Raw genomic sequence first — 26,934 nt, 5'->3', positions numbered from 1 at the left:
GGAATATATCTCTTCTGGATCTTTAAAGCAGCCTTTATAACCTTGCGCACGAAGGCTCCTGGTCAATAAAGTGGCTTGGAAAAATTTGATCGAAGTGGCTATTGGGAAAAATCTGCAAGACACTCAGCTATATATCCATTCCCAGGTCGGGCAGTTCTGCCCACCTTTGTAATGTTAACCGATAGCAATAAAAACATTACATACATCAAAAACTAAAAACAATGAAAACACTTATCTCCACCATCGCCCTTTTAATTGCACTAACTTTTCAAAGCGTTAATGCCCAGGTAAAAAGAACACCCGCCTCAGCCGGACGTGCCGAGTATATTGAAGTAGAAAAAGGCGTAAAGCTACATATCACCGATCTGGGTAATGGGCAACCGATCGTGCTCATCCACGGCTGGCCTCTTAACGATGCGATGTATGAGTATCAATATCAGTACCTGGTGCACAAAGGCTTTAGAGTAATAGGTATCTCCCTGAGAGGTTTCGGCAAATCAGACCGGCCTTACGGCAAATATGATTTTGATGTTTTCTCTGACGACATTAAAGTTGTACTCGAAAAATTAAAAATTGAAAATGCAGTGCTGGGCGGGTTCTCGATGGGTGGCGCAGTGGTGACCCACTATGCAGCAAAGTATAACGGCGCGCACATCAGTAAGCTTGCACTATTCGGTGCTGCAGCACCGTCATGGAAACAACGCGCAGATTATCCTTACGGCATTACCGATGAGGGAGCAGCCGACCTGATCAAAACCATAGAAACCAACAGGCAACAACTGATCGAAGGATTTGGCAAAGGGTTCGGCGCAACTGATACCAGCCTTTCAGCACCTGCCGCCAACTGGCTGGCCAGCATCAGCGCTGATGCATCGCCTTATGCTACTGCACATGCGATCATGGCATTGCGCGACCTGGATCTGCGTCCGGCATTAGGCAAGATCAAGATTCCGGTAGCCATCTTCCATGGCACAAAAGATAGACTGTGTGACTTTGTATTTGCTGAGCAACTGCACAAAGGCCTGAAGAACTCATACATCGTAAAATTCGAGAACAGCGGTCACGCTTTGTTTATCGAAGAGATGGATAAGTTCAATACAGAACTGGAAAAATTCGCCAGATCTTAAAACCACAATCAATAATGATAAAGGGCATAGGCGACATAACGACTGTCTATGCCCGTTTAATTATGTAACCTTTTTCAAATTAATTAATCAACTGATCATGAACCACAAAAAAACAATAATACTCGGTGCTACAACAGAACCAGGCAGGTATGCCAATCTTGCAGCTAACCGGCTTGTTAAACTAGGATATACGATTGTAAATGTTGGCCTCAAATCAGGGGATGTAGCTGGCGTAAACATTGAAAAGCCGGAGATCATTCACAATGACATTGACACGATCTCACTTTATATCAATCCGCTAAATCAAGCTACGCTGTACGATTATATCCTCCTGACGAATCCTAAACGCATTATATTCAATCCCGGCGCAGAAAACCCGGTACTTGAGCTGCTTGCACGTAAAAGAGGTATTCAAACCGAGATAGCATGTACACTGGTATTGCTCAACACAGGGCAATATTGACAGTATAAGGTGCTTACTTACAACCTCTGAAACCTGCTGTTGGCGACTCAGGCCATTATAATCTTGTTAAAATCTACCCGTATTGAGTTACAACGCTCCCGCAATAGGTGATTGTAGCCAAACGGCCATCAAGGCATCTTTGCCTAATCACTTGCAAAAACGATCAGTGAATATAAGCAGGGTAACGCTATCGGTAAGCCGAACAGCTTGTCGACTTGCTGATCTATGCAGTAAAATTCATTAAAAACACTAACATGAAAAATCAACAAAATCGCACCCTGGGTGCATTCGAAAAAACCTTCTGGCTTTTAGATCAGATAGATTCTAAAGACTTTGCATTGGCCGCTGATATTGACGGCATTGAACCAGTTACTGCCTGGCAGCAGGCCATAAGATCCGCACAATTGCGACATCCAAATCTGTCAGTGCGAATCGTTCAAGACCAGTTTTCCAGGCCCGCACTGGAGCATGTTGACCAGTTGCCTATCCCGATCAGGGTTTTAAATGTGGATAAAGACTACCGCTGGGAACAGGAAGTGGAAAAAGAACTTGCTGTTAGATTTATTACGGCAGAAGGTCCGCTTTTACGGGTAGTGCTTATTCAGAAACCTGCTTCCACGGTCTTGATATTGGCGGCCCATCATGCAGTTGCGGATGGAACCTCGCTAAGTTACTTGATTCGTGATATTTTGACCGCTGTTAGTGGAAACGAATTACCGGCAATGAACCCTCAGCCGTCGAACGACGAAAGCCTTGGACTTCCTGAAGATGTAATTACTGCTCTTTCGGACAAGCAATATATATGGACCGATCAAAATAAAGCGGTTGCACCTAAAGTTTTAAGTATAAGAGTAAACAAGGAAATTACTGATAAACTTATTGATAAGGCACGGGAAGAAAAGACAACGGTACATGGTGCCCTTTGTGCTACTGTATTGATCTTATCAAGAAAAATGCGTTCTGAATGGTCTGACAAAAAAATTGAAATGATCTCTCCGATATGCGCCCGACGACCGCTTGGTCTGGATGATAATTACGGCTTAAATATTACTACACATGCGGTATATTTTGAAGGAGAGCAAAACCTGTCTTTTTGGAACGTTGCACGCCTGGCTAAAGACGGACTGTCCGGAACAAATACGGAAGAACATGTAAAAAATTATATTAACTTTTTTAGAGGTATCGCCTTCAACAGTGCCGACATACAACAGATGATCGACATTTTGAAAAATGCTTTCAATCATGAGATCATGGTTACTAATCTCGGGAAAATCAGATACAGCACTGAATTCGGTAAATTGAAATTAAAGGCAGTTTACGGACCTATGGTGCGCTCTGGCAAAGGTAAAGAACAAACTATTGGCGTGATCACAAGCAATGGCTCACTTTGCTTCACCAATACGAGTGATAATCCGATCGATGGTCTTTTAGAAAAGATGGTAAAAATGATCACAGTAGCTTGTGAAACGGCAGCCGATGTAGTGGTCTAAGCTCGAGGAGTTGTTAGATAAATGATTATCCTTGTTTAGATTTCATTTGGTATCCTGATCCATATTTGCAAATAGGCGATCATGGGTCAGTTTATCATTTCAGTGGCGATAATTCGGCGACCAACATTTAACAGGGCTGATATAACAAGGTTTACAAATTTCAACCCCTGTTATGCTGTTAAAAACCATAGATGCCCCAGAAACCGACATTTGCTCGCAGGAGATCCATGCCGCGTCATCCGATGCCAGGAGTCAAAAATTGTCGTAGACGAACACGATCATTTGATCTCATTGATATTCCGAATCCTAACATTTGGCTTGGATCTGAAAATATCCTGCATGTATTTCCGGTGATTGGCCCCTGCTATTACAACTACTTTTTTTGCACCTGCCTTTATCGCCCGGTTAACCACATTATCGCACATCCCCTTATTTCTCATGATCCACCAGTGTATTTTCGATAGCATTTCTTCTTTAGGGAAGTTCTTTAGATCATACATTTCTGGCAAATAAAAATCTCCTGAAGCGGAAATTGCAGCGGCCTCATCAGTATTCAGCCACTCGGTTAGGTTTTTAGAAGAATTTTCTATTTTTTGATATTTTTCAAAACCATTAATCATTTCAGATAGTTGCGATCTTAATTTTTTACCGGCCGCGGAAGAAGTGTCTTTTTTCAATAAATTGTATTTTGCGTCAAAGGCTGCCCAGGCTGCACCCCAGTTGAGGTCATAGTCCTGGCAGTCCATCGCCAGCAATTCACGTATTCCCAGTTCCTGCATCATCGGGAATGCGATCAGTGCATATTCAGAAGTTTTCAACCTTTTCATACTTCGCCCGGTGGTATCTGATCGGGGGCTAAGAACTTCATTAACATACTTCTCCAGATTAGCGTCGGGCTTTTTTTGAAGCTGGTCGAACACCTGCCAGAACTGGTAATGCCCGTTGGCCACGTCCTGATCCAGGTAATAAGCGTAGGCCAGATCAGTCTTAACCCGGTAATCCTGAGGTTTAAGCAAGGCGAGCTTTTTTAAGCTGTCGATGGTCTTTGGCAGCAAATCAGCTGCGATTTTACGGTTGCTTTTCAAGATAGTTAATCGCTTTATATTGTCCTGTTTACACCAGTAATCCATCACCAGACGCTCGTCTTCCTTGCTTAAAAATTCGCCGAAAAAAGCGTCCGGTTGAAAGTTCCTGATCTTGGCGTAGATACCGGAAAGATCTTGTGTAGGGCATTTGCTGTAATTATGGGAAACGCCGATAATGAGTATATCCACCTGCTGAGCACGTGCTTTAATGGATATTAATAAGAGCAAAAAAATTAAATACTTCATAATTGAACCAGTTGGTTAAAGTTTTTATAATCTATGATTATCTTGCTTCCAGATTAGTTATTTAAAGGCTTAAACCCCCGCATGACAGATTTTACCTCACTTGCAACACATATTCAGAAACGCATCAGAGTAGCCGATGACGAACTTGATGAGTTCTGCCAAAGCTTTAAACTAGTTAAAGTTAAGAAACGGCAGTTCATTGTCCAGCCTGAATTTGTCGCTAAATACAGATTCTATGTCGTTCAGGGAAGTTTCAGGGCATATGTCATAGGCGATGAGGGGCAGGAGCATACCATACAATTCGCCATAGATGATTGGTGGATATCCGATTATAACAGCTATATTTTTCAGCAGCCTGCATCCATGTTTGTGATGGCCTTGGAGGACAGCGTAGTGCTACAGATCAGTTACGAAGCAGAACAAGAACTTAAAAAACGCAAGCATATATATGAAACCTTCTTCCGCATATTGGCAGAGAACACTGCCGCTCATATGGCGCGCAGGGTTATCGTAAATCTGACCAAAACGGCTGAACAACGCTATGAACTTTTTCTGGAGCGTTATCCTGCCATTGTAAGTAAAGTGCCGCAATACGCCCTGGCATCTTTTCTCGGCATGACTACCGAGTACCTTTCCAAACTCCGGAATAAGCGGGTATCTCGGGAAAGTTAATCTGGTTCAACATCTTTTGTTGATCCAGTTTGCCCTTATTTCCTAAACCAGTTCATTGGTGCAAAGCACTCGTTGTTGCCAACTTTGTATTGTTTGATCAGGATAAATAAAACAATACAATAACAACAAGTAGCAATGAAATATTTAACACGAACCCAGATTTTAATTATGGCGGCTACCGCCGGGATTGCCGTAGCGAATGTTTATTACAGCCAGCCTATACTGCATGCGATCGCGCAGAAATTTCACATCACCGCCGAAAAGGCTGGTACCATATCTGTATTATCTCAAGTTGGCTACGGCTTAGGCTTGTTTTTCCTGACCCCCATTGGGGATATGATCGAGCGCAAAAAGCTCATTCTTTATCTCCAAACAGGTTTGATCCTTTCCTTATTGCTGGTTGCCTATTCGCCAACACTTACTATCCTGTACGCCGGAAGCCTTTTGATAGGTGTATTTTCGGTTGTGGCGCAGGTTATACTACCTATGGCCGCCAGCCTGGTTAAAGAGAACCGGGGCAAAATAGTTGGGCAAATATTTACAGGTATATTGATAGGCATTTTGGTGGCCCGGGTTTACAGCGGTTTTATTACCGGATGGTTGGGCTGGCAGTATGTATACCTGATATCGGCTGCTATGGTATTTTGTACCGCCATACTAATGCAGGTTGATTTCCCATCAACAAACGAACGTTTTACCGGGACTTACGGTGGCCTGCTTAAATCAACAGTAGCCCAGTTATGCAGATTTTCGCTGCTGCGCCGTAGTGCTTTAACCGGCATGCTTGCTTTTGGTACACTCAGTGCTTTTTGGGTAACCCTTACTTTTTATCTGAGTGATGCGCCGTTTAATTATTCTGCATCGCATATCGGCTTGTTTGGATTACTTGCTGCAGCAGGGGCTTTGATAGCGCCCGTATTTGGTAAACTGGCAGACAAGGGTACACCTCGCAGGTCTTTACTATTTGCCACTGGCTTAACATTAGTAAGTATCCTCGTGTTAATACTATTTCCCGGTGCTATTGCCGCTATCTGGATCACCGTTATCCTGCTGGATATCGGCGTTCAGGCTACCCAGGTTACCAACATAGCCGTTATCTATACACTGGATCATCTGGCTAATAGCCGCATTAATACCGTTTACATGACGAGTTATTTCATCGGCGGCGCTTTGGGGTCCTTTATCGCCATACAGCTTTATAATGCAGGCGGCTGGTGCTGGTCAACCTCTTTTATAGCGCTGTTAGCAGTTGCAGCAATTGTAAATGTGGTTACAGGCAAATCTATATCTAAATAATTAATAGCGTGAATATCATCATAATAGGCGGTTCCATCGGCGGACTATGCGCAGGTATTGCATTGCAAGAAAAAGGAAATCAGGTAAACATCTATGAACGCTCACCCGGCGATATGAAAGACCGTGGTGCCGGGTTGGTGATTCAGCCCGATCTGATGGATTACCTGATAGAAAAAGGCATAGCGCCACGGGAGGTATTTGGCGTACCGGCCACGCAGCGGCAGGTACTAGATGATAACGGTAATACAGCATTGATCTATCCTAATGATACTATATTTACATCCTGGAATTATTTGTGGCGTAGGCTAAAAGATTTCTTTCCATCGGCTAATTACTTCAACGGATTTGAACTGGATAAGATAAACGATGAAAATGGCAGCGTAAGGGCTATATTTAAAAACGGCGAGGAAAGAACTGCCGATTTGCTGATTGGTGCCGATGGCTTTAACTCGGTGGTGAGAGAATATGTAGCCCCCAACATTCACCCGCTATATGCCGGCTACGTTGCTTACCGGGGGCTGATTCCAGAAAGTGAATTAACTAAGGAAGAGGTGGCTTTCTTCGGCGACAAGTTTTCTATCTATTCTTATGAAAACTCACATCTGTTATGTTACCCGGTTCCGGGGCCTAATGGCGAATTAACAGAGGGTAAAAGATTATACAATTGGGTTTGGTATCAAAATAAAACACAGAAGGAATTAGACCACTTATTAACAGGTAAAAATGGCCTGAAACGTGATTTTACAGTTCCGGCCGGTTACTTGAGTAAGGCAAGTCAGGAAGACCTGAACCGAACTGCTTATGAACAACTGCCGACCGTATTGCGTAACCGCGTGCTGCAAACAAGGCAGCCATTTGTACAGGTGATCCTGGATATGGCCGTAGCCCAAATGTACAAGGGCAATGTTGTAGTTTTGGGAGATGCAGCAAGCCTGGTCAGGCCTCATACCGCTTCCGGAACGGCTAAGGCTTACCGGGATGCGATCACTTTAGCTATGAATCTTGAAGAACATCTGGATACGCAAGCAGCACTGCGGTTTTGGAGTGAACAGCAACTCCGCCATGCAAAAGCACTGACCATACATGGTCAGCAACTGGCTGCACGAAGTGGATTAGGGAATTGATCAAATATGTTGCTGAATTTCAGAAGCATTCTTTGGTGTCCGATCGGAAGCCTATCCATCTGCTTTATCGAAAACAGACTAGGTAATTTTTTCATTGCATAAAGGAAAGTTAAGAAAATCAAACAAGACCTGTTCTTTAGTGATTATAAGCCGCATAATAAAAATTCGATTTTAAATTACTGACAACAGACCGTTACTTTCCCCGGAGCCTTGCTTTGATGCGATAGTGACAGAATTTATTCCCTGAGTATAACGGAACGCGTGATAGAATAATAAAAGGTGGTGGCATCAAATGTGGAATCGGCTTTTCTTATGTCTGGCATCATATGAAAGAACTTATTCTGAAGATATCATGCCATAGGCCGGCGTAAAATTGAAGCCTCATATGAAGGTAAAGATCGAAGTTTGATACGGAACCAACATCAGGGTTCAAACCTGAATACTCCAAAATAGTTACTCAAAAATTAAATTTTCAGAGCAAGGCGTAACCAAGATGAGATATTTAGATATTTTCCATGATGCTTTGTAAGAATGGGATATAATAAAAGGATTTGATGGTAACCCTGCGTAGGCTCAAACCATTCTGCATTTATCTGCAATTCTCGGTGCTTGTATCAGTCAGCGTTTGTAGGACCTGTTTCCTGTAGAACCACCAAACGTATCAGGCCGCTTGCGACATTGATTTCTTCATGCGTGTACGAACTATCTTGTTAGTCGCTATTATAAAAGATCGGTGCACCCGAATAATTGAGGTCCCCGGCAGCATTGCTTCTAATGCTGCTATGGCATATTGGTAATCAGGGTGCCGACGCTGCTGGTGCTTACTAAAGCCGCCTTTATCCTTTGACCAGATCGAACTTCATCTTTATTTAGTTTAATTCTAAATAATATTATATTTGCCGCTTCAAACTACATTCACAATGAAGAGACCTCTATTTTTTAAGCTATTCAGCATGATTCTTGCAGCCGTTACGCTGCTTACATTTACAGCCCAAGCACAAAACGCCGCCTCTATAAGCGGGACAGTTAAGACCGCCGACGGTAAGCCCTTAGAAGGGGTTACCGTATCCGTAACCGAACTAAAGTTATCCACCTCTACTACTGACCGGGGAGAGTTTCGCTTCAAGCGCCTTCCCGCCGGTACCCATAAAATCACGACCAAGTATTTGAGTTTGCAAAGTGATGCTAAAGAGGTCACTGTAGCAGCCGGACAGAATACTCAGGTGGATTTCGTGATGGTAGAGACTTTACAACAATTAGAGGAGGTAAGTATCTCATCGGGCAGAACAAAAACGATAGCCAGTAAAAGAAGCGATTATATTGCCCGTATGCCTTTGAAAAATCTTGAGAACCCGCAGGTTTATACGGTTATCAGCAAGGAGCTTTTAAAAGAGCAGTTATCGATCGATATTGTCAGCGCTGTACAAAACACGCCTGGTGCGGTCGCTTATACTTTTCCTGCCGGCGGTGTCGGTATCGCTTTCAGAGGTTTTGTAAGCGGAGTTAACGCCAGAAATGGTATGGAAACCTCAGCCAGTCGTTCATCACTGGATATTTCGAATGTAGAAAGGATCGAAGTCTTGAAAGGCCCATCAGGAACCCTATTCGGTGCTGCGGTCTCCTCATTTGGTGGTGTGGTCAACCTCGTGACTAAAAAGCCTTTTGATACCACAAGCGTGGAAGTGTCTTACACCGCAGGCAGCTATAACCTGAACAGGCTTACCGCTGATGTGAATACGCCGCTTAATAAAGATAAGACGGTTTTGTTCCGGGTGAACTTAGCTGCCAATAAAGAAGCGAGTTTTTTAAGCTATGGCTTCAACAATACCTACACCATCGCTCCGAGCCTTATCTACAAATCTTCTGACAAGCTCACCTTTCATTTTGACGCGGAACTTTTTAATGCCAAAGGCACACGTCGTACCTATAATACTTATGCCGCCGCTTCGGGGTTGAGAACGCCGGCCGAACTTCAATTGGACTATACGACATCTATGTTCCACGATGATAATAATGGTAAAACCTCCGCTTCCAAATTTTTCGCGCAGGCAGAATACGTTATCTCCGATAATTGGAAATCAACGACCCTGTTTTCATTTGTTGGTGAAGATGTAGATTACAGTTATCAATCCTATGCTAACTGGCTTTCGCCAACCCGTGCCATCAGGCAGGTGGGTATGTGGGGGCCGATATCCAATAACTTCACCAATTTGCAGCAAAACTTTAATGGTAAATTTTCAACAGGGATTATCAAACACAACTTCCTTGGTGGATTGAATTACAGGTATTACGATGGCAGCCGCCGGGCAGGTGGCAATGTCGTTACGCTTGATACGATAAACGTGACTTCCACTTTTGCACCGATCAGGCGGAAAGCGGTTGACGCCATCATGCCGCTTTATACGACAGCCATCGCAGACCAGCAAACGATGAGCGCCTATGCGTCTGACGTCATCAGCTTTACCGACAGGCTTTCAGTCATGTTGAGTTTGCGCTTGGAACGGTTCGAGCGCAAAAAGGTGGGTAATACCGAAGGCTATAAGCAAACGGCCCTGTCTCCCAAATTAGGGTTAGTCTACCAGGTCGTAAAAGATAAGGTTTCCCTGTTTGGGAATTACATGAACGGCTTTCAGAATCTCGCCCCGGTAACTCAGCCGGATGGCAATGTGCTGGTTTTGGACCCGGTTTACGCAAAGCAGTATGAAGGTGGCGTGAAAGCCGAACTGATCGATAAAAAGCTGAGCATGACCGCGAGCTATTATAATATAGATATCGACAATGCCACCCGAACTGAGGCAAACTTCACCGTTCAGGATGGTAAGCAAAGAAGCAAGGGTGTTGACATCGAGCTGATCGGCAACCCTGTTGCCGGCTTAACCCTGGTTGCCGGGTACGCCTATAATGATAACCGCATCATTAAATCATCTAACCCTGCTATCGAGGGTAATAAAGCCACGACCTCTCCTGAAAACGTCGCTAATTTCTGGGCGACTTATACCCTGCAAAACAGGTTGAAAGGTTTGGGCCTGGGTTTTGGGGTTAATTATGCTGACAAGAACTTCTTTACAGCTGATAATACCTTTTATATGCCATCCTATACCGTTTACAGTGGTACCGTGTTTTACGATCAAAGCAAGTGGAGACTGGGTGTTAAGCTTAATAATATCTCCGGGAAGAAATATTGGGACATTGGCGGTAACTCACAGGCACCAAGAAATGTAATGGCAAGCTTATCATTCAGATTTTAACGAACAAGGGGAGGGTTGCCTCCCCTTATCCTAACTATGCTTACCGCAACAAAAAGAAGATCCCCAAAAGAAAAAAAATCCGGCTTTCGTAAAGTATCCGAATGGCTGCATCTCTGGCTGGGTTTAACATCGGGCATTATTGTATTCATCGTTTGTTTTACAGGTGGCATTTGGGTATGGCGATACGAGGTCTGGCGATTTACTGAAAAGCACTGGTACGTCCAGGCGCAGCAGAAACCATACCTGCCCCCGTCGGAACTATTAGCCCGGTCAAGAGTTTATTTTAAGACCCAACACATCACCAACGATACGCTAACCAGCATCAAATACTGGAAGGCAGGTCGCTCCGTGACACTTAATTTTACCTTGCCGGAACAGCAACAGGCGGAAATATATTTAAATCCATATACAGGTGAAATCTTAAAAGACCAACGCGAGCAGAGTGCGGCTGATAACTTTTTCATATTTATCCGTGCGGGCCACCGGTTTCTATGGCTCCCAAGGAATATTGGAAGCCCGGTCGTGGGTTCCGCTTGTATCATTTTTGTTATTACTATTATAACCGGTTTAATTTGGTGGTATCCCAAAAGGTGGACTAAGAAAATCGTTAAAGACTCGTTTACTGTAAAATGGCGGGCGAAATGGAAACGGCTGAATATAGACATTCACAATGTGATCGGCTTCTATTCCGTGCTGTTTGTTTTGGCCTTAACCTTATCCGGGATATTCTTTACGTTTGAGTGGTTCCAGCAAGGCACTTACAAGGTATTGACGTGGAAGGCCCTGGATGAAGAACATCTGGATCCAAGATCGGATACGACGGCGACCATTGCTAAATTTAACCATCCGGAAGACTTTATATGGAACAAGTTGAGCCGGAAACATGACGGTAGGTTTGGAAGCATATCCATAAACATACCCGATAAACCATCAGCAGCTTATGAAGCGACCGTTTATTTCGGTGATGGAACTTTGCTCTACAACAGGGCTGTTCATTTTTTTGATCAAAAAACGCTCAGGGAATTACCGCCACTTGGACAACATGACCAACCCTATGCTAATTTATCAACAGGTGAAAAAATGTTCCGGATGAATTTTGATATACATACTGGCCAGATCTTAGGGCTGCCTACAAAGATTTTAGCCTTCTTGGCATGTATGATCGGCGCGAGTATGCCGGTAACCGGGTTTATCATTTGGTATAACCGTAAATGGGGAAGAAAAATCAAGAAACGCCAGGTTTGACTGACTGCTCATGATCAAAAGGGATCTTAGGTAAGTGGCTGTTTGATGTTGTATGTTAATGTTTAAACTGATCTAAGTATTATTTTTAGTAGACCAACTAGGTATTCCATAGATCGTGTGGAACAACCCCAATACGAACAGAAACGGCAACCCGGGTCTCAACGAAAAAATCAAAAAAGAATCTTTTAAGGATGTATTAAGCTGCTAACAATTACCGCTCCTCCATCCAACTCAAAAAACTGTGCGATTTTTCTTTATTGATCAGCAGCTTTTCAGGCGTATCAATTACGAGTTTTACATAAAGTTTGCGCAGAAAATAATGCTCGACCTCTTTAATTGCTTTGAAGTTGACCAGATACTGACGGTTAACCCGAAAAAACTGCTTTGATGAAACCGAAGCGGCAATATTATCAAGCGACTGGCTCAGCGCATATTCCTGCCTGTCAAAACACATCAAAAAAGTAGAATCATTGCGTATATAGAAAAAGGCAATATTGTCTGTTTGAATAGTAGTGTACTTCTGATTTTTAAATACAAGGAAGCTCGTTTTGCCGCTTTGCGGACTAAGGCGCTGTAGCAGACTTTCGATGTCAGGCATCGTTTTCTGTTGAAAAAAGTTCTTGAGGTTATCCACCTTTCGCAAGGCTTCTTCAATGTCATCCTTAGAAAAAGGCTTTAAAACATAGTCTACGCCATTACTTTTAAATGCTTCCAGTGAATACTCATCAAATGCCGTACAGAATACTACCGGGCAGGTGATCCTTACTAATTTAAATATTTCGAAAGACAAACCGTCTGCCAGCTGAATATCCATAAAAATCAGATCGGGTTGTGCAGCCTCTGAAAGCGCCGCAACCGAGTCTTCCACGCTTTGATATTGGCCGGTGATGCGGGCATTTGGCTTGATATCCTTAATAATGGTTTCCAGGGAGCGGGCTGTCCGCAGTTCGTCTTCAATGATTATGATGTTCATAAATAAGTGGCAGTTTTACCTTAAAAGTTTTTTCGTCGTTTGTGATCTCAATATTCTTATCAAGCAGGTGGCTGTAACGTAAACCTATATTTTTCAGTCCGACACCTGTTGAACTCACATCTCCTTTTTTTACCTGCAATAAATTTTCTACAATGATGTATTCACCGTCTTCGTAAATGGTGATGTGTAAAGGGCGGCTTAAGGAAACAACATTGTGCTTGATGCAATTTTCTATCAACAGTTGCAGTGTAAATGGTGGTATCAGGGTCTTCAGTGTACCTTCGGTAAGCGCTGAGGTAAATTTCAAACCTTCCTCAAAGCGGGCTTTTTGCAGAAAGAGGTAGGCATTCATAATTTCCATTTCTTCATGCACATGTATCAGGTCGAGCTTGCGGCTTTCCAGTGTAAAGCGGTAGAAGTTGGAAAGCTTAAGGATAAAGTCAACCGCTTCTTTGTCGCCCGTTTCTACCATGGCCTTTAATGTATTCAAGCTGTTAAATAGAAAGTGCGGGTTGATCTGCTGTTTCAACAATTCATACTGAGCTGCCAGGTTATCGCTTTTGATCTTGTCTAATTCCATACTGACATGCTGGTTTTCGTAGTTCTGCTGCAGAAGATTTAAAAACATATAAAATACCAGGTTGATGAGTATGCCCCGTACCTCAACCATCAGCATGGTGGGGCCGAAATTGATATGAGAAAGTATCAGTTGCTGGACCCATGCCAATCCGAACATTATCACAAGCCCGAATAGCAACGAACTAAGCAATTTGGTGTAAGATATGCTTTGCACGCGTTTACTATCTTTTTTTCGTGATAGCATGTAGATATTGAAATACCACATCAACACGGCAAAGGCAGCGGTAATCCCCGCGTTGACCGCCGCCTCGGCAACATTAAATTTATGAGAGGCCAGTTGCGGTACTGATGAAAGCAAACCAAGGGTAACAGCGCTGACCCAGATAGTGGTATGTGATATATGTAGTGGTGATCTTTTCATTAACATTATATTAATCAGCCAACGGGTTGATAATGAACAAAGCTATTTATTTAGCTCTAGTTACAGAACTGCTATGGAAACAGCAAGGCCCGGTGCGAGGTAATGCTTTTTATTCTTATACCGGCATTACCCGAAATATGGCCTTGGGTTATCTCATATTTAAAAGCGATGTCATTTTTATCTGCAATATATGAAGTGACCCGTTCGATACTTTGAACCGCACCATTAATGTAACTGCCATACCAGTATTTATTGTCAGCCTGCTTAAATGTTACCAATTCAAATAACTCTCCCTTATCGTGTATGCCTGTTTTGGCACTTTGTAAGGCGGGTGCATTACCATACAAAAGGGAAATGGTTTGCTGTTTACGGTCAGAAAAAGAGGTGATCACTTTCAGGCCATGAGCGTTGTGAATAATTCTTTTTTGGCCATCATTTGATGTATTATTGGCGCATCCGTATGATCCGGCAATCACACATAGCAACATTGCAAATGTCTTCATTTTTATCATTTTATTTAAGATCTTTATTTTCTAATGGAATGCTGAACACATAGCCCGTTTCATCAGCTATCTTGTGGCAATTGTAGCATGCAGTGTTGAATGCCGCAGTTTCACCGTAAGGTTTAAGACCGGTACCATTAAATTTACCAAATCCCCAGCCTTTACTCTCAGGGAAACGCTTTTCATCTTTGATCATGATCTGGATGTTATTAAATGCTCCCGGATGAACTTTACCATCCCTTTCCTCAATGATGTTATAAACTACTTTAACAATTGCTGCACCATCCGGAAAGGGTTTGATACGCCCGCTTCGGATGGCATTAACGGTTACTTTGTTCCCGTATATCACACGCATAGTATGGTTATCAAAGCGGCTGGTCGTACTGATCACCTCCCAGTTTTTGTAATCCGGGATGAACCGGACGCCGTTGGGCGCTACCGGTATATTTTCAGAAGCAGTTAATCTCTCTCCCAAAACATTTTGCTCTTCTTCAGCGCTTTTGATCTGCGTACTATCATGGTATTTTGTCGGGCTGATGCTCACTACATAATTTTTTAGTACTTCTACATCGTGCGGCGTAAGCTTAGCCCCAGGATGTAGTGTGGTATAAGTGTTCAGCGGCATTTTACCTGCAAGTACCATGTTCACCATTTCCCATAAACGCACTTGCTGATCTGTTACGCTAAGCGTGTCAAAGGTGGAAAAGTTGAAGCGTGAACGAGCTTCCTTAACATCATGATTGACCAGCCATGATACCGGAGCTACCTTATCGTACCAGCTTAGTTTCGTTTCGTTGGAATGACAGTCATAGCAGGCTTTCCTGAAAATTTTGGTCACTTCTTCCGGTGCATTGATCGGGTGTGTTACTTCATCATTTTGCACCGGAACCTGCATAAACTGTATGGAAACGATTCCCACAAATAATATTCCGGCTATCGGCCAAAGCCTCTTAAGTGTTTTTGAACTTACCATGCTGCGTAATTTTTAACTAAACTACAGCTTGGCTTCATTTTAGACCACCAATATTGGCGCGAACCGGACATAACCGATCCTGAATTAGACAAGCCAGTATACGAACGTTTCAATCAAATTTATTTAAACAATTTTGTTGAACAAAAAAGATGACATACTTTTGCATCTTTATGAGCATAATTGTCAACTCCGTAAGTTATAGTCATACTGACCGGACACAACTCTTTCGCGACATTACATTTTCCATCGACAAAGGTGATAAAGCTGCATTGGTAGGTAATAATGGCGTTGGTAAGTCTACCTTACTGCAAATTGTAGCAGGTATTATTGCTCCGACAACAGGGCACGTGAGCATTCCGGCCAGACCATGGTATGTGCCGCAGCATTTAGGACAATATGATGAGATGACCATTGCCCGGGCTTTAACAGTCGACTTGAAATTAGCGGCTCTGAAAGCTATAACTGAGGGCAGTGTCGACATTCAACACTTTAATGACCTGAACGATGACTGGGAGATCGAAGATAAATTACACTTAGCTATGGCGGAATGGCATCTTGAGCATTTATCGCCTTCACAAAGACTGCATGAATTAAGCGGCGGTGAAAAGACTAAAGTCTTTTTAGCCGGGATCACGCTCCATGATCCTGATATCATCTTACTTGACGAACCTTCTAACCATTTAGATACAGGCAGCCGCGATCAGTTGTACCGGCTGATCAGTGATAGCCGGGCGACAATTGTGGTAATAAGTCACGACCGTGCTTTGCTTAACTTGTTACCGTTAACGCTTGAGCTAAGTTTTTCTAAGGCAGAGGTTTACGGCGGCAACTTTAATTTCTACCAGGCACAAAAATATCTAAAGTTGAATGCCCTGGAAAATGACCTGCATGAGCAGACCAAAACCATGAAGCAAAGCCAGGCACAAGCAAGAGAAGTTGCAGAAAAACGGCAGCGGATGGAGAGCCGAGGCAAGGCAGAAGGCAAATCCGGATCGCTGCCCCGCATCATTGCGGGTGGACTGAGAAGCCAGGCTCAAGGCAGTACAGCAAAGGCCTTGAACGCGCAAAACGAAAAGCTAAACCATATCAGCGATAACATCAGGCAAATACGCAGTCAAATTCAACAATATCAGGTTCTCAAAATAGATATTACCTCGTCAGGAATGCATAAAGGCAAAGTGTTGGTTGACGCAAAAGAGATCACTTATGCATTTGACAGGCATCCTTTATGGGATGCGCTGACGTTTCAAATACGTTCGGGCGACCGCGTGCACATCAAAGGTGCCAATGGTGCAGGAAAGACAACTTTACTTAAGATCGTTACTGGCATGCTGCAACCAACGGACGGACGACTGGAACGGGCGAATTTTAATTATTTGTACCTCGACCAGGATTACACCATACTCGATCCTGAGAAAAGCGTTTTTGAACAGTTACAGGATTTTGACAGCCGGCAATTGCAGGAGCACGAACTGAGGTCGTTGCTGATATATGCTCAGTTTGATCGTAATGCCTGGAACAAAAGGAGCGGTGTGTTAAGTGGTGGTGAAAAAATGAAGTTGGCATTATGCTGCTTATCCGTATCCGATCATGCGCCTGATATGTTGATCCTGGATGAGCCGACCAATAACCTGGATATTAAAAGCATGGAAGTATTGACAGCCGCGGTTAAGGATTTCGAAGGAACTTTGTTATTGATCTCACACGACGCGTATTTTGTAAAGGAAATTGCCGTAGATAAAATGATAGAACTTAAAAAGTACGATAAAATATAATGCCAGCAAAAGATACAGGAACTGAAGAGCTTATTAAATCGACCGCAAAAAAACTATTTTTTAAAGAAGGAAAATTGCACGCCACCACGCAGGACATCGCTGATGCTGCAGGAATGAACAGGTCGGCTGTACATTATTATTTCAGAACAAGGGATCAGTTGATCGCTTTGGTCTTCGCTGAATCTATGCAAGCCTTGAGCCTGCGATTGGGAGAAGTAATGTCGTCTAACATGCCTTTCAGAAAAAAAATAAAGGAGTTGATCGACGTGTTTACAAAAGATATGATGGAATACCCTTTTCAGGAAGTGTTCTTGGTTACCGAGATTAACACTGCCGGGCAAAACTTGGTAACTAAAATTGATGAAGGCCCGGTATCGTCCTTTCTGAGTGAAATTGAAAAAGAAATGCAGTTGGGGACGATCGAAAAAACAGATCCTAAACATTTCCTGATCAACCTTTTCTCATTACTATCCTACCCAATTATGATGTCGCCCATATACCGGCAATTTTTCGCGATGGATGAACAGCAATTTGCTAAGCTCATCTCCGAGCGCAGGGAACTGATCTTGCGCATGTTGTTCAAATAAAATGCAGAGTACTTGCTCTTAAGTGCTCCGCATTGATTGTAATTTACTACCTGCTTATACGGCTACATTGATCTCCAAGTTGATATTCCCATGGGTAGCTTTGGAGTACGGACACGTTTGGTGAGCTGCTTCTACCACGGTTTTTGCTTGCTCTGCTGATAAACCGGGTAGCTTCACATTCAAGCGTGCTTGCAGATAAAAACCACCTTCGCTGGTTCCCAGGTCAACTTCTGCATCAACAGCCAGGTCTTTGGGTAGCGGTATCTGCAGGCTTGAGGCGTTATGACGCATCGCCCCGATGAAACAGGCTGACCATCCGGCGGCAAATAACTGTTCGGGATTGGTGCCATTGCCGGGACCGCCCGGTGTAGAAAGACTTATGTTTAAGCGCTTATCATCGCTGGTAGCATTACCTTCCCTGCCACCTGTAATATGCACTTTAGCGGTATACAGCATTTTTTTGATGGCTATGCTGGCAATTTTTTCACTGCTGATTACATTTTGATTTTCCATTTTATTTAACGTTTACTTGTGTGTTTTTGTTGAATATTATTTGGCAAGGCTATCCGCCTCAATAATAGCATCAGCAAATGCTTGTGGCGCTTCCTGTGGCAGGTTATGGCCAATGCCGCCGGCCAGGGTATGATGAATGTATTTGCCGGTAAAGCGCTTTGCATAATCTGCAGGAGCCGGGTGAGGCGCGCCGTTCGCATCGCCTTCCAATGTCACCGTGGGCACGGTTATGGCGGGCGCTAAAGCCAGTTGTTTTTCCAGGGCGTCATATTTTGCTTCACCTTTTGCGAGCCCCAACCTCCACCTGTAATTATGAATAACGATGGCCACATGGTCTGGATTATCAAAAGCTGCGGCAGAGCGGTTATAATCGTTATCAGTAAACTTCCAATCTGGTGAGGCGGTTCGCCATATCAATCTGTCGAATTCTTTAGTATTTGCTGTGTAGCCCGCTTTTCCACGTTCGGTAGCGAAATAATACTGGTACCACCAGGCTTGTTCTGCCTTTGGCGGCAGCGGAGCTTTATTACCTTGCTGGCTACCGATAAGATAACCACTTACTGACACCAGCGCATTAACCCGTTGAGGATATAAGGCTGCGACAATGTCCGCAGTACGCGCTCCCCAGTCAAAGCCGCCAAGCGTGGCCTTTTGTATATGCAAGGCATCCATCAATGCAATCACATCTTCAGCTAATGCGGCCTGCTGTCCGTTGCGCGGTGTTTTGTCAGAAAGGAAACGGGTACTTCCGTAACCCCGCAAGTAAGGAACGATAACCCGGTATCCTTTCGCCGCCAGTAGTGGTGCAACCTCTGCGTAACTGTTAATGTCATACGGCCAGCCGTGTAGTAATATTACCGGTTTACCGTTTACCGGTCCAACTTCAGCGTAACCTATATTAAGCACCCCAGCCTTTATTTGCTTAATTGTTGCAAAAGCGGTGTCGGAAGGGCTTGTTTGCCGAGCAGTGCTTTGATCAGCAACAGGCTGTGCCTGTAACAGATGTGAACTGGTTTGCAATATAATGGCGATTATGGCAGCCGCAATGATGAAGATGCGATGGGCGATAGATGTAATCTCTTTCATAACAATTGAAATTTATAGTGCAATGATGATTATTCTATTAAACCTTTTCCAAATTGTTAACCACTTGTTCTGAACCGGCTTTTGTATAGATTGCCAGATAAAGTTTCCTGAACATAATGTAAGTGATGGAAATGGCTGTAAAAGCAATGATGGCGTCAATGGTAGGAGCAAATCCTAATACAGCAAGTTTGGAGAAGAACGCAAAAGTTATATCGAAAAAGATACCGGCGAAAACCCACTCTTTTAGTCTAAGAAAGCGGTTAGGAGTTAACAATACGGCTACGCCTAAAAGTTTGGCTACGCCGAGAATGTAAATGAAGTGCGGCGGATAACCCAGTTTTACGGTGATGTCCCAAACAATAGGGTTTTTAGTGAGTTCGAAGAGGCCGCTCGCGCCAAACCAAAGTGAGATAAAGATGGCACCTGACCAATAAATTGTTTTTGATGTTTTTAAGTTCATGACGTTTTGTTTTTGATTGTTGACACAAAGTTGTGGCAAAACAAACCCCGCCATGAGCAGATAATGATTAAACCGGACATACTGAAACGCCAGTTAGACATTTGAGGTTTTGAACTTAATCGGAGTATTCAAACAACCTTTCAAAACAGAAAGGCAATCAAAAACAATATCATAAAATTAGTCTTCCTTTAAACGTTGCCTATGTTCCTTACCCCATTTAATCATATGTAAAATAATATCGGCAAAAGAATGACAATAATCGCTGGGCGAATATTCAACCGTTACAGGGCTGGTCGGTGTAACGGTACGTTTCAACAATTTATTAGCTTCCATATCTTTCAGTTCGCGCGATAACATGCGGGTGGTAATACCTGGTATGCTTCTTTCGATCTCTCTGAAGCGCCTGTTTCCATTACAGATGGAATTAATGATAGGCAGTTTCCACTTGCCGCCTATTACATAAATAGTGTCCTGCAAAGCCTGGATTTCTTCCTTCTGATTTCGGGGTGCCGATAGAACCTCTTTAACTAAATGTTCATCCATGTTGGTATACTCTGTGATACTGGTATCAATATTATATCAAATATAACATACGTTTGCAGAAACAAAAAATATATGTCATGAAAAATTTAGAAGGAAAGGTTGCTGTAGTAACCGGTGGCAATAGCGGTATTGGATACGCTGCCGCAAAAGAATTAAAAGTACAAGGCGCTCAGGTGATCATTACCGGCCGCAGACAGGAAGCTGTTGAAACCGCCGCCCAACAATTAGGCGTTACGGGCTTAGTGGCCGATCAAGGCAACATTCACGCAATCGACCAGTTAGCTACTGAAGTCAGCCAACAATACGGTAAGGTAGATATTCTGTTCATCAATGCGGGGATCGTTGGCGGTGCTTCTATTGAAACAGCTACCGAAGAGGTATTTGACCAGGTCATCAATATTAACTACAAGGGCGCCTACTTCACCTTGAGTAAATTCATTCCATTATTCAATGATGGCGCATCAGTGGTATTCCTGTCATCAAATACAGCCAGCATGCATGGTGCTAACGCATCGGTATATTCGTCAAGCAAGGCAGCATTGAACTCCGTAATGAAAGCTGCTGCAATTGAACTGGCCCCACGGAAGATCAGAGTCAACTCCGTAAGTCCGGGACCGACACAGACCGAAATACTCAACAAATTAGGCTTGGATGAAGAAGCAAGGAAAAACCTGGATGCCTGGATGCTGGAACGTGTTCCTTTAAAGCAGTTTGGTGAAGCGGATGACGTAGCTAAAATGGTGGCCTATTTTTCAAGCGATGCAGCCAAATTCATTACTGGGGCAGAAATTGTGATGGATGGCGGAATGAGCTTATAAATTTTCGCGATCGCAATTGTAGGGTTGAGCAGGGATTACGTCCGGTTCAACCCTTTTTTGTGCTTGGGCCGGTCATTTTGCCGATAGTTTTGGTCATATCAAATAAAGATCAAACCATGAAAATAACAAGATTAATTACCCTCTGCGCCGCCGTTGTTCTCCTGTTAACATCAGCGGCGTATGTAAAAACCATCAGCAGTTTCAATAAGCGTAACCCGGTAAATTTAGGTTCGGGTAAAGGTTTTGCCGTATTAGAATTATTTACTTCTGAAGGCTGCTCCAGTTGCCCGCCTGCCGACGAGCTATTGGAACGCATTCAGAAAGAAGCCGGCAACAAACCTGTTTATATTTTGGCCTACCATGTGGATTATTGGAATCGGCTGGGCTGGAAAGATATATTCAGCAATCCTGATTTTTCAAAAAGGCAATACTGGTACCAAAGCAAATTCACCAGTCAGGTATATACACCGCAATTGATAGTGAATGGCACGCAGGAGTTTGTAGGTTCAGATGATAGAGCAATTAGAAATTCGTTATCTACTGCCCTAAATGAAAAAGCAAGTACTGCGTTAAACTTAAGGGCGCAACAAAAACCTCAAGGCATTAACATTCACTATCAGTTAGCCGGTTTGCCGACACAAGGTCAATTGGTGGTTGCATTAGTACAAAAACATGCGGTAAACAAAATTAAAGCCGGTGAAAACGAAGGACGAACCCTTAATCATGCTCAGATAGTACGGCAGTTACACAAATTTTCTTTAAGCCCCCAGAGACAAGGCGACGAGGCAATTGCTTTGCCGAAGGAATTTGATTCACAAAACTGGGAGCTTATCGGCTTTATACAGAACCCGGATACAGGCGAAATATTAGCCGCTGCCAAAACATCTGTTCCTTCAACTTCTGGTAATCTCTAACTCATGTTCAACAATTAAAACATTTATAATCATGAAAACATCATTTAAATCTTCAGAAAACCGTCGTTTTTTAATGTTCGCCATCCTATTAATTGTTGGGCTTTTCAACTTAGGCATAGATGTCGCAAATGCCCAGCCGCCGGCTGTAAAAAATATCGTATTGGTGCACGGCGCTTTTGCCGACGGTTCCGGCTGGAAGCCGGTTTACGACATTCTGGTAAAAAAAGGATATAACGTCAGTATTGTACAGAACCCTTTAACCTCATTGAAAGCCGATGTGGAAATTACGAATAGTGTGATCAACCGGCAAGATGGAAAGGTCATTTTAGTAGGCCATTCCTGGGGCGGAACCGTGATCACGGAAGCAGGTGTAAATGAGAAAGTAGCCGCATTAGTATACGTTGCCGCATTTATGCCGGATAGTGGTGAGACAACAGGGAAATGGGTAGCCGCGGCACCTGCTGCGCCAGAGGCTGGCTTCACTGACCCCGACCAGTTCGGTTATGTTTACTTCGATCCGGCTAAATTTCATGGTGGCTTTGCCGGTGATCTAAGCCAGGCACAAAGCGACTTTATGAATGCTTCGCAAGTGCCAATTATTGGCAAATGCTTTGAAGAACCTGTGGATAATGTAGCCTGGAAAAGTAAGCCAAGTTACGGCATTATCGCTACAAAGGATAAAGCATTGAATCCAATGACCGAACGTAAGATGTATGAAAGGGGCAAAGCTCAGATTACAGAGATTGAAGGCAGTCATGTCGTGTTCATTTCCCAGGCGGAGGCGGTGGCTAAAGTAATCATCAAAGCAGCAAATGCTCAATAATAGAGTTGAATCATTGTTAATCATTAAACGTTGATATAGTAATGATAGAAGTTATTTAAGTTTGGGATAGACCGCCAAAACAGCGCTATCAGATTTACCGAATTTTCAGAGCTTAGTCGGGACTCAAACCTGTATTCCAGTAATTTAGCACCTGTTCTTGTGGTATTTTTAGTGTTTTTAAATGCAAAACGGTACTTTTATATCTACCGGCGAGGTGAGTCGCCAAAAAAGGCTACCAGGCTTTTCGTTCACTTCGTAAGTGATTGATATTCAGTTTTAAATAAAGTTATGGGTGTGCCCAGGTGGCGCATCCAACTGGGCAAGCATGATTTATCATCGCTTGCCCTTTCTTTTTTCGTAAATTATTGTAAATTAGATAAATAAACCTTGATATTTCATAACTCTCGCAGTTCGATGTTTTCGCCGTCAAAATGCAATTTTTCAGGGTACATCGAACCGATATTACCATTGTTCTAATTGATATATCCAATTTTTGAACTATTCGGATTATTTTTTTAACTGAATCATTCAGGCGTCAATTGGAACTTATAGAAATTTAACTGATATAATGTTTTGAAACATGTTCGCGATGCTTGAGCGGTAGATGGTTAAAGGTGCTGGTTCAACTTTAGGACGGTCTTATCATTAAAGGGCTTACTCATATTCAAATCAAGTATTAATTTCTATATCGTCTGATGGTATCAACATGCGCATATCAAACATGCAACGCGGCCGGACCTTTCCACCCTTCAGGGCTTGACACCCAGCTGACGTTAACGGTACCTGCATTGTCCACTAAGAAAACATCCAGTTGTTCCGAACCATGTTGCTTTGATGCGGCGAGTGCCGCCCCGGCGGGTGCAAAGCCACCCGGAGTAAGAGGGGCTGGTCCGTTCCAGGCACCGCCGCCGCCAACCCATAAAACATTGAGCGCCCCGTTGTTGCCGACCACAAAAACATCTGTCTGCGCACCGGCGCCAAATTGTTGCGAAGCAGTAATACCCGCACCCGGTGACGTAAATCCGGCGGGTGAAAGTGCTGCTGGTCCGGCCCATGCACCGCCGCCGCCAGCCCATAATACATTTACTGCACCAGCGTTATCGGCAACAAAAACCACGGTTTGGTCTAAACCAAACTGCTGCGATGCAGCCAGCGCACCACCTGGAGGGGCAAATCCGGCAGGTGATATTGGCGCCGGACCAGCCCAAGGGCCACTCCCGCCAGCCCACAGTACGTGCACAGCCCCTGAATTACCTATCACAAACACGACGGTTTGCTCTAACCCAAATTGTTTTGATGCGGCAAGCTGTGCACCTGCAGGCGCAAAACCGGCTGGCGAAATAGGCACCGGGCCATTCCATGCACCACCGCCAGTAGCCCATAGCACATGAATAGCCCCGTTGTTACCGACTGCGAAAACATCGGTTTGATCAAGGCCAAACTGACGCGATACGGCAAGGGCTGCACCTGCCGGCGCAAATCCTGAGGGTGAAATAGCCTGCGGCCCCTTCCATGAACCACCTGCATTAACCCAAAGTACATTCACCGCGCCGTTGTTATCCACAAAAAACACATCGGTTTGGCCATGTACACCCCATTGCGGAGAAGCCACCACTTTTGCACCCACCGGCGCTGCGCCCGGTGCAGTGATGGCATAAGGGCCATTCCATGGCCGGCCGCCGTTTACCCAAAATACATTAACAGCCCCGGTACCATCAACCACGAACACATCGGTTTGATCATCAATACCATATTGTTGAGATGCCGCTAATGCAGCCCCTGCCGGCGGACGAACAGCAAAGCTTGAAGCCGGGCGAGTAGTACACTCTACCACGGGTGACCACTCCCAGCAGTTATTGCTCAAAAGGCCAAAAAATGATTTGGTACATCCCTGCACCTGAACAAGATAAGTGGTTTTCGGCTTCAGATCGTCCACCCGTTGAAAGCCCCATTCCCCGTCATCACCATGATGAATGGTTCGGGGCGCGTTTGGCGGTTGTCCCGGCAAGGCTTTTTCCGTAATATTAATAAAGTAAGAATCAAAATTATAGCCGGCCTGCCAGTGTACTCCTATATGTGTGGGGCCAATATCATCGAAAGGTAAAACCAAGGGTGCCGGTGGTTTTTCGGGACTGGCACTTCCTTCGGCAGCCAGCGCAAGCGGCGTAAGCTGCACGCTAAACGTTTCCCAATATTGTTCAAAACCTGCATCATCAGGCATCTTATCGTTTAACACATTATTGCTGAGAGTACGTGGCGATACAACGAACGATAAGACATTGGGTGCAGGTACTTCAAATTCCGTAAAAGCGGGGCTTTTTGCACTTTTATTAACTTTGACCGAAGCCGCTAATACTGGCGGTGTTACGGAGTCAGCAGGTATTCTGACCTCAATCGCGTCTGGTAGCTGGTTGCCAAAAACCCATTGAATGCGGACCTTTGCTATTGCTTTGCCCTTGCTAACCTGCTGTGCCGAAGCTTGATTTAAATACGCCATCTATTAATATTTTTTAAGTAGTAGGTTTAACGTTCTAAAAAGTAAATCTTCATTCATAGAAGAATTGACCTCACAAATAAGGGGCATTTATCCTTTAATTAAAATTTATTGCCTTATTAGCCAAGGCGTAACACCTTTCGGCCCGTACCATTCGAAGGTACTCAATGAAGTAGTGATTCTGGAGCCTCTAAAATCGTAAGCGTCCACATATAAAATCTTCCCATCGCTGGAGAGAACACCATAGTAAGGAATAATGGTTACTAAAGGCGCGGCAACATCTGGATTAATACCAGAGAACGTAATGCGTGAACCATCCTGTTTATAGTTCTCTTTCCAAAGGATTTTGTCATCATAAACGTAATAGACAGGCTTGCCGCCCTGGTTATAATTGGTTTGCCCGTTTTTATCAAATGCGATCACGTTTACATCAGGGAACCAATCCGGATGCTGGGGTTGCGACCATACACCAACGATGCCTGGAGCATCTTTAGAGAATAGTTTCATATCAACCATAGAGATAATTGGCGAGGTTCCACCTGTGATTTTAGACTTATCGGCAGAAATTGTATATACTTGCGGGGAGTTGAATTGCTCATCTCCGGGCAGGTCAAAAAGTATAGTAACCGTTGTTTGCCCCTGGGCATCCTCTTCCACTTTTGTTATTTTTCCTTTAACATCGCCACGACGCCATACAGTAAGCGTTAAGTGCGACCAGGCGGTTACCTCGTCACCCGCCCCGAACCTCAGGGAAAGCGGCCTGGCATAATAATGATTGCCTACCCTGGCAAGGCCTGTATACTCTGTATTTGAAAAGCTGTAGCTCCCTTTTAGGTCTTTATCAGGATTTTTCTGACTGCTATCCTTTTTACATCCTGCGCTGATCAGTAGTGTGTTTAGCGCGATAAATACAAGAATAAATTGTGTTGCTTTTTTCATTGTTATATTGTTAAGGTTTAATGTTTGTGTTAATAGGGAATAACTTCTCATCAACCTGAGTGCCCTGGCCGGCTACCCGGCACCAACTACCTGCATTTTTACGATATACTTCAAGGCGGCGAACCTTGATATTGAGATCGCGTCCATCGACAACGATGTTCACATTGAGCAATGTGTTAACCACCGCTGTTGTACCATCATAAATGCGTATGATTTCATTGCCGGGCACCGGTCTTACCGACTTAAATACCAGTTTTTCCGTTTTTTGCGCCTCGACCCACTGCTGATGAGAAAAGGAAATGTCGCCTTTAGGACCTACGGCAACCATATCTTTACAATCTATAACCGTACCCGGCTTTTGGCTATGTAAAAGTTGCCTGATCTCCTGACGTTCCTTGGGATAACTTGTAGTATCTGTTTGGGCAAGTGCCGGAATAGAAAGCAACAAAATCGCAATCAGTAATTGTATGTTTTTCATCGTGTTGTTACAGGTATTAATTTGCAGAGGGTTTAAGATTTGGGAACAAAAACTATAAG

26 protein-coding genes are annotated in these 26,934 nt (G+C 43.8%); 13 read left to right on the top strand and 13 right to left on the bottom strand.

Going from position 1 to position 26,934, the window contains the following annotated elements; translation table 11 throughout:
* The first annotated feature begins 221 nt into the window (after positions 1-221).
* The 3 genes from ABD960_RS12190 to ABD960_RS12180 all read left to right on the top strand — a co-directional run bounded on the left by ABD960_RS12190 (position 222) and on the right by ABD960_RS12180 (position 3,080).
* A complete protein-coding gene (locus ABD960_RS12190) occupies positions 222-1,127 on the top strand; it encodes an alpha/beta fold hydrolase (protein WP_345331434.1) in 906 nt (301 codons plus the stop codon).
* Positions 1,128-1,224: 97 nt separating this feature from the next.
* Positions 1,225-1,590, top strand: coding sequence for a CoA-binding protein (locus tag ABD960_RS12185; RefSeq protein WP_345331433.1), 366 nt, complete (start codon positions 1,225-1,227; stop codon positions 1,588-1,590).
* Positions 1,591-1,844: 254 nt separating this feature from the next.
* Complete coding sequence (locus tag ABD960_RS12180; RefSeq protein WP_345331432.1) at positions 1,845-3,080, top strand: condensation domain-containing protein; 1,236 nt, start codon at positions 1,845-1,847, stop codon at positions 3,078-3,080.
* Positions 3,081-3,358: 278 nt separating this feature from the next.
* Here the strand turns inward: ABD960_RS12180 and ABD960_RS12175 are convergent, their stop codons facing one another.
* Positions 3,359-4,411: a DUF5694 domain-containing protein gene (locus ABD960_RS12175; protein WP_345331431.1), complete on the bottom strand. Its 1,053-nt coding sequence runs from the start codon at positions 4,409-4,411 to the stop codon at positions 3,359-3,361.
* 81 nt (positions 4,412-4,492) lie between these two features.
* On the opposite strand from ABD960_RS12175, the gene ABD960_RS12170 reads away from it, so the two are divergent.
* The 3 genes from ABD960_RS12170 (at position 4,493) to ABD960_RS12160 (ending at position 7,503) form a co-directional block, all read left to right on the top strand.
* A complete protein-coding gene (locus tag ABD960_RS12170; protein ID WP_345331430.1) occupies positions 4,493-5,083 on the top strand; it encodes a Crp/Fnr family transcriptional regulator in 591 nt (196 codons plus the stop codon).
* Between the two features lie 135 nt (positions 5,084-5,218).
* Positions 5,219-6,379 (top strand): MFS transporter, encoded by a 1,161-nt coding sequence (locus tag ABD960_RS12165; protein ID WP_345331429.1) that lies wholly within the window; start codon positions 5,219-5,221, stop codon positions 6,377-6,379.
* 8 nt (positions 6,380-6,387) lie between these two features.
* Entirely contained in the window at positions 6,388-7,503 is a 1,116-nt protein-coding gene (locus tag ABD960_RS12160; protein ID WP_345331428.1) for an FAD binding domain-containing protein, read from the top strand.
* A gap of 661 nt (positions 7,504-8,164) precedes the next feature.
* Here ABD960_RS12160 and ABD960_RS21010 read toward each other — a convergent pair.
* Positions 8,165-8,356, bottom strand: coding sequence for a LytTR family transcriptional regulator DNA-binding domain-containing protein (locus ABD960_RS21010; RefSeq protein ID WP_425563481.1), 192 nt, complete (start codon positions 8,354-8,356; stop codon positions 8,165-8,167).
* Between the two features lie 67 nt (positions 8,357-8,423).
* Here ABD960_RS21010 and ABD960_RS12155 point away from each other — a divergent pair, with 67 nt between their 5' ends.
* Complete coding sequence (locus tag ABD960_RS12155; RefSeq protein WP_345331427.1) at positions 8,424-10,751, top strand: TonB-dependent siderophore receptor; 2,328 nt, start codon at positions 8,424-8,426, stop codon at positions 10,749-10,751.
* Between the two features lie 36 nt (positions 10,752-10,787).
* On the top strand, positions 10,788-11,996 hold the full coding sequence (locus tag ABD960_RS12150) for a PepSY-associated TM helix domain-containing protein (RefSeq protein WP_345331426.1): 1,209 nt from the start codon (positions 10,788-10,790) through the stop codon (positions 11,994-11,996).
* Positions 11,997-12,207: 211 nt separating this feature from the next.
* Here the strand turns inward: ABD960_RS12150 and ABD960_RS12145 are convergent, their stop codons facing one another.
* The 4 genes from ABD960_RS12145 to ABD960_RS12130 all read right to left on the bottom strand — a co-directional run bounded on the left by ABD960_RS12145 (position 12,208) and on the right by ABD960_RS12130 (position 15,445).
* Positions 12,208-12,969 carry a LytR/AlgR family response regulator transcription factor gene (locus tag ABD960_RS12145; protein WP_345331425.1) on the bottom strand — a complete coding sequence of 254 codons (762 nt, stop codon included), beginning with the start codon at positions 12,967-12,969 and terminating at the stop codon, positions 12,208-12,210.
* Positions 12,950-13,969: a sensor histidine kinase gene (locus ABD960_RS12140; RefSeq protein ID WP_345331424.1), complete on the bottom strand. Its 1,020-nt coding sequence runs from the start codon at positions 13,967-13,969 to the stop codon at positions 12,950-12,952. Before ABD960_RS12140 ends, ABD960_RS12145 begins: the two co-directional genes overlap by 20 nt.
* 71 nt (positions 13,970-14,040) lie before the next feature.
* Positions 14,041-14,472: a hypothetical protein gene (locus tag ABD960_RS12135; protein WP_345331423.1), complete on the bottom strand. Its 432-nt coding sequence runs from the start codon at positions 14,470-14,472 to the stop codon at positions 14,041-14,043.
* 10 nt (positions 14,473-14,482) lie between these two features.
* Positions 14,483-15,445, bottom strand: a complete 963-nt coding sequence (locus ABD960_RS12130) for a heme-binding domain-containing protein (protein WP_345331422.1) — start codon at positions 15,443-15,445, stop codon at positions 14,483-14,485.
* A gap of 170 nt (positions 15,446-15,615) precedes the next feature.
* On the opposite strand from ABD960_RS12130, the gene ABD960_RS12125 reads away from it, so the two are divergent.
* Both ABD960_RS12125 and ABD960_RS12120 read left to right on the top strand, forming a co-directional pair.
* Positions 15,616-17,220 carry an ABC-F family ATP-binding cassette domain-containing protein gene (locus ABD960_RS12125; protein ID WP_345331421.1) on the top strand — a complete coding sequence of 535 codons (1,605 nt, stop codon included), beginning with the start codon at positions 15,616-15,618 and terminating at the stop codon, positions 17,218-17,220.
* Complete coding sequence (locus ABD960_RS12120) at positions 17,220-17,807, top strand: TetR/AcrR family transcriptional regulator (protein WP_345331420.1); 588 nt, start codon at positions 17,220-17,222, stop codon at positions 17,805-17,807. The genes ABD960_RS12125 and ABD960_RS12120 overlap by 1 nt, the downstream gene beginning before the upstream one ends.
* 54 nt (positions 17,808-17,861) lie before the next feature.
* On the opposite strand, the gene ABD960_RS12115 is transcribed toward ABD960_RS12120, so the two are convergent.
* The 4 genes from ABD960_RS12115 to ABD960_RS12100 form a co-directional block, all read right to left on the bottom strand.
* Positions 17,862-18,320 carry an organic hydroperoxide resistance protein gene (locus ABD960_RS12115; RefSeq protein ID WP_345331419.1) on the bottom strand — a complete coding sequence of 153 codons (459 nt, stop codon included), beginning with the start codon at positions 18,318-18,320 and terminating at the stop codon, positions 17,862-17,864.
* Between the two features lie 36 nt (positions 18,321-18,356).
* Positions 18,357-19,406: an alpha/beta fold hydrolase gene (locus tag ABD960_RS12110; protein ID WP_345331418.1), complete on the bottom strand. Its 1,050-nt coding sequence runs from the start codon at positions 19,404-19,406 to the stop codon at positions 18,357-18,359.
* 37 nt (positions 19,407-19,443) lie between these two features.
* Complete coding sequence (locus ABD960_RS12105; protein WP_345331417.1) at positions 19,444-19,866, bottom strand: DoxX family protein; 423 nt, start codon at positions 19,864-19,866, stop codon at positions 19,444-19,446.
* 177 nt (positions 19,867-20,043) lie between these two features.
* On the bottom strand, positions 20,044-20,409 hold the full coding sequence (locus tag ABD960_RS12100) for a winged helix-turn-helix transcriptional regulator (RefSeq protein WP_345331416.1): 366 nt from the start codon (positions 20,407-20,409) through the stop codon (positions 20,044-20,046).
* 77 nt (positions 20,410-20,486) lie between these two features.
* On the opposite strand from ABD960_RS12100, the gene ABD960_RS12095 reads away from it, so the two are divergent.
* The 3 genes from ABD960_RS12095 to ABD960_RS12085 all read left to right on the top strand — a co-directional run bounded on the left by ABD960_RS12095 (position 20,487) and on the right by ABD960_RS12085 (position 22,964).
* Entirely contained in the window at positions 20,487-21,227 is a 741-nt protein-coding gene (locus ABD960_RS12095) for an SDR family oxidoreductase (RefSeq protein ID WP_345331415.1), read from the top strand.
* A gap of 116 nt (positions 21,228-21,343) precedes the next feature.
* On the top strand, positions 21,344-22,141 hold the full coding sequence (locus ABD960_RS12090) for a DUF1223 domain-containing protein (RefSeq protein WP_345331414.1): 798 nt from the start codon (positions 21,344-21,346) through the stop codon (positions 22,139-22,141).
* Positions 22,142-22,172: 31 nt separating this feature from the next.
* Positions 22,173-22,964 (top strand): alpha/beta hydrolase, encoded by a 792-nt coding sequence (locus ABD960_RS12085; protein ID WP_345331413.1) that lies wholly within the window; start codon positions 22,173-22,175, stop codon positions 22,962-22,964.
* 715 nt (positions 22,965-23,679) lie between these two features.
* Here ABD960_RS12085 and ABD960_RS12080 read toward each other — a convergent pair.
* From ABD960_RS12080 to ABD960_RS12070, 3 genes are all read right to left on the bottom strand, one after another.
* The gene (locus ABD960_RS12080) at positions 23,680-25,461 is read right to left on the bottom strand and encodes a beta propeller lectin (protein WP_345331412.1); all 1,782 of its coding nucleotides are present in this window, start codon (positions 25,459-25,461) and stop codon (positions 23,680-23,682) included.
* Positions 25,462-25,566: 105 nt separating this feature from the next.
* Complete coding sequence (locus tag ABD960_RS12075; protein WP_345331411.1) at positions 25,567-26,397, bottom strand: hypothetical protein; 831 nt, start codon at positions 26,395-26,397, stop codon at positions 25,567-25,569.
* Positions 26,398-26,407: 10 nt separating this feature from the next.
* Positions 26,408-26,875 carry a nuclear transport factor 2 family protein gene (locus ABD960_RS12070; RefSeq protein WP_345331410.1) on the bottom strand — a complete coding sequence of 156 codons (468 nt, stop codon included), beginning with the start codon at positions 26,873-26,875 and terminating at the stop codon, positions 26,408-26,410.
* Between the last annotated feature and the right edge of the window lie 59 nt (positions 26,876-26,934).

The sequence above is a fragment of the Mucilaginibacter defluvii genome, assembly GCF_039543225.1.
GTDB classification, from domain to species: domain Bacteria; phylum Bacteroidota; class Bacteroidia; order Sphingobacteriales; family Sphingobacteriaceae; genus Mucilaginibacter; species Mucilaginibacter defluvii.
This window is presented reverse-complemented; position numbering and strand designations above follow the sequence as displayed.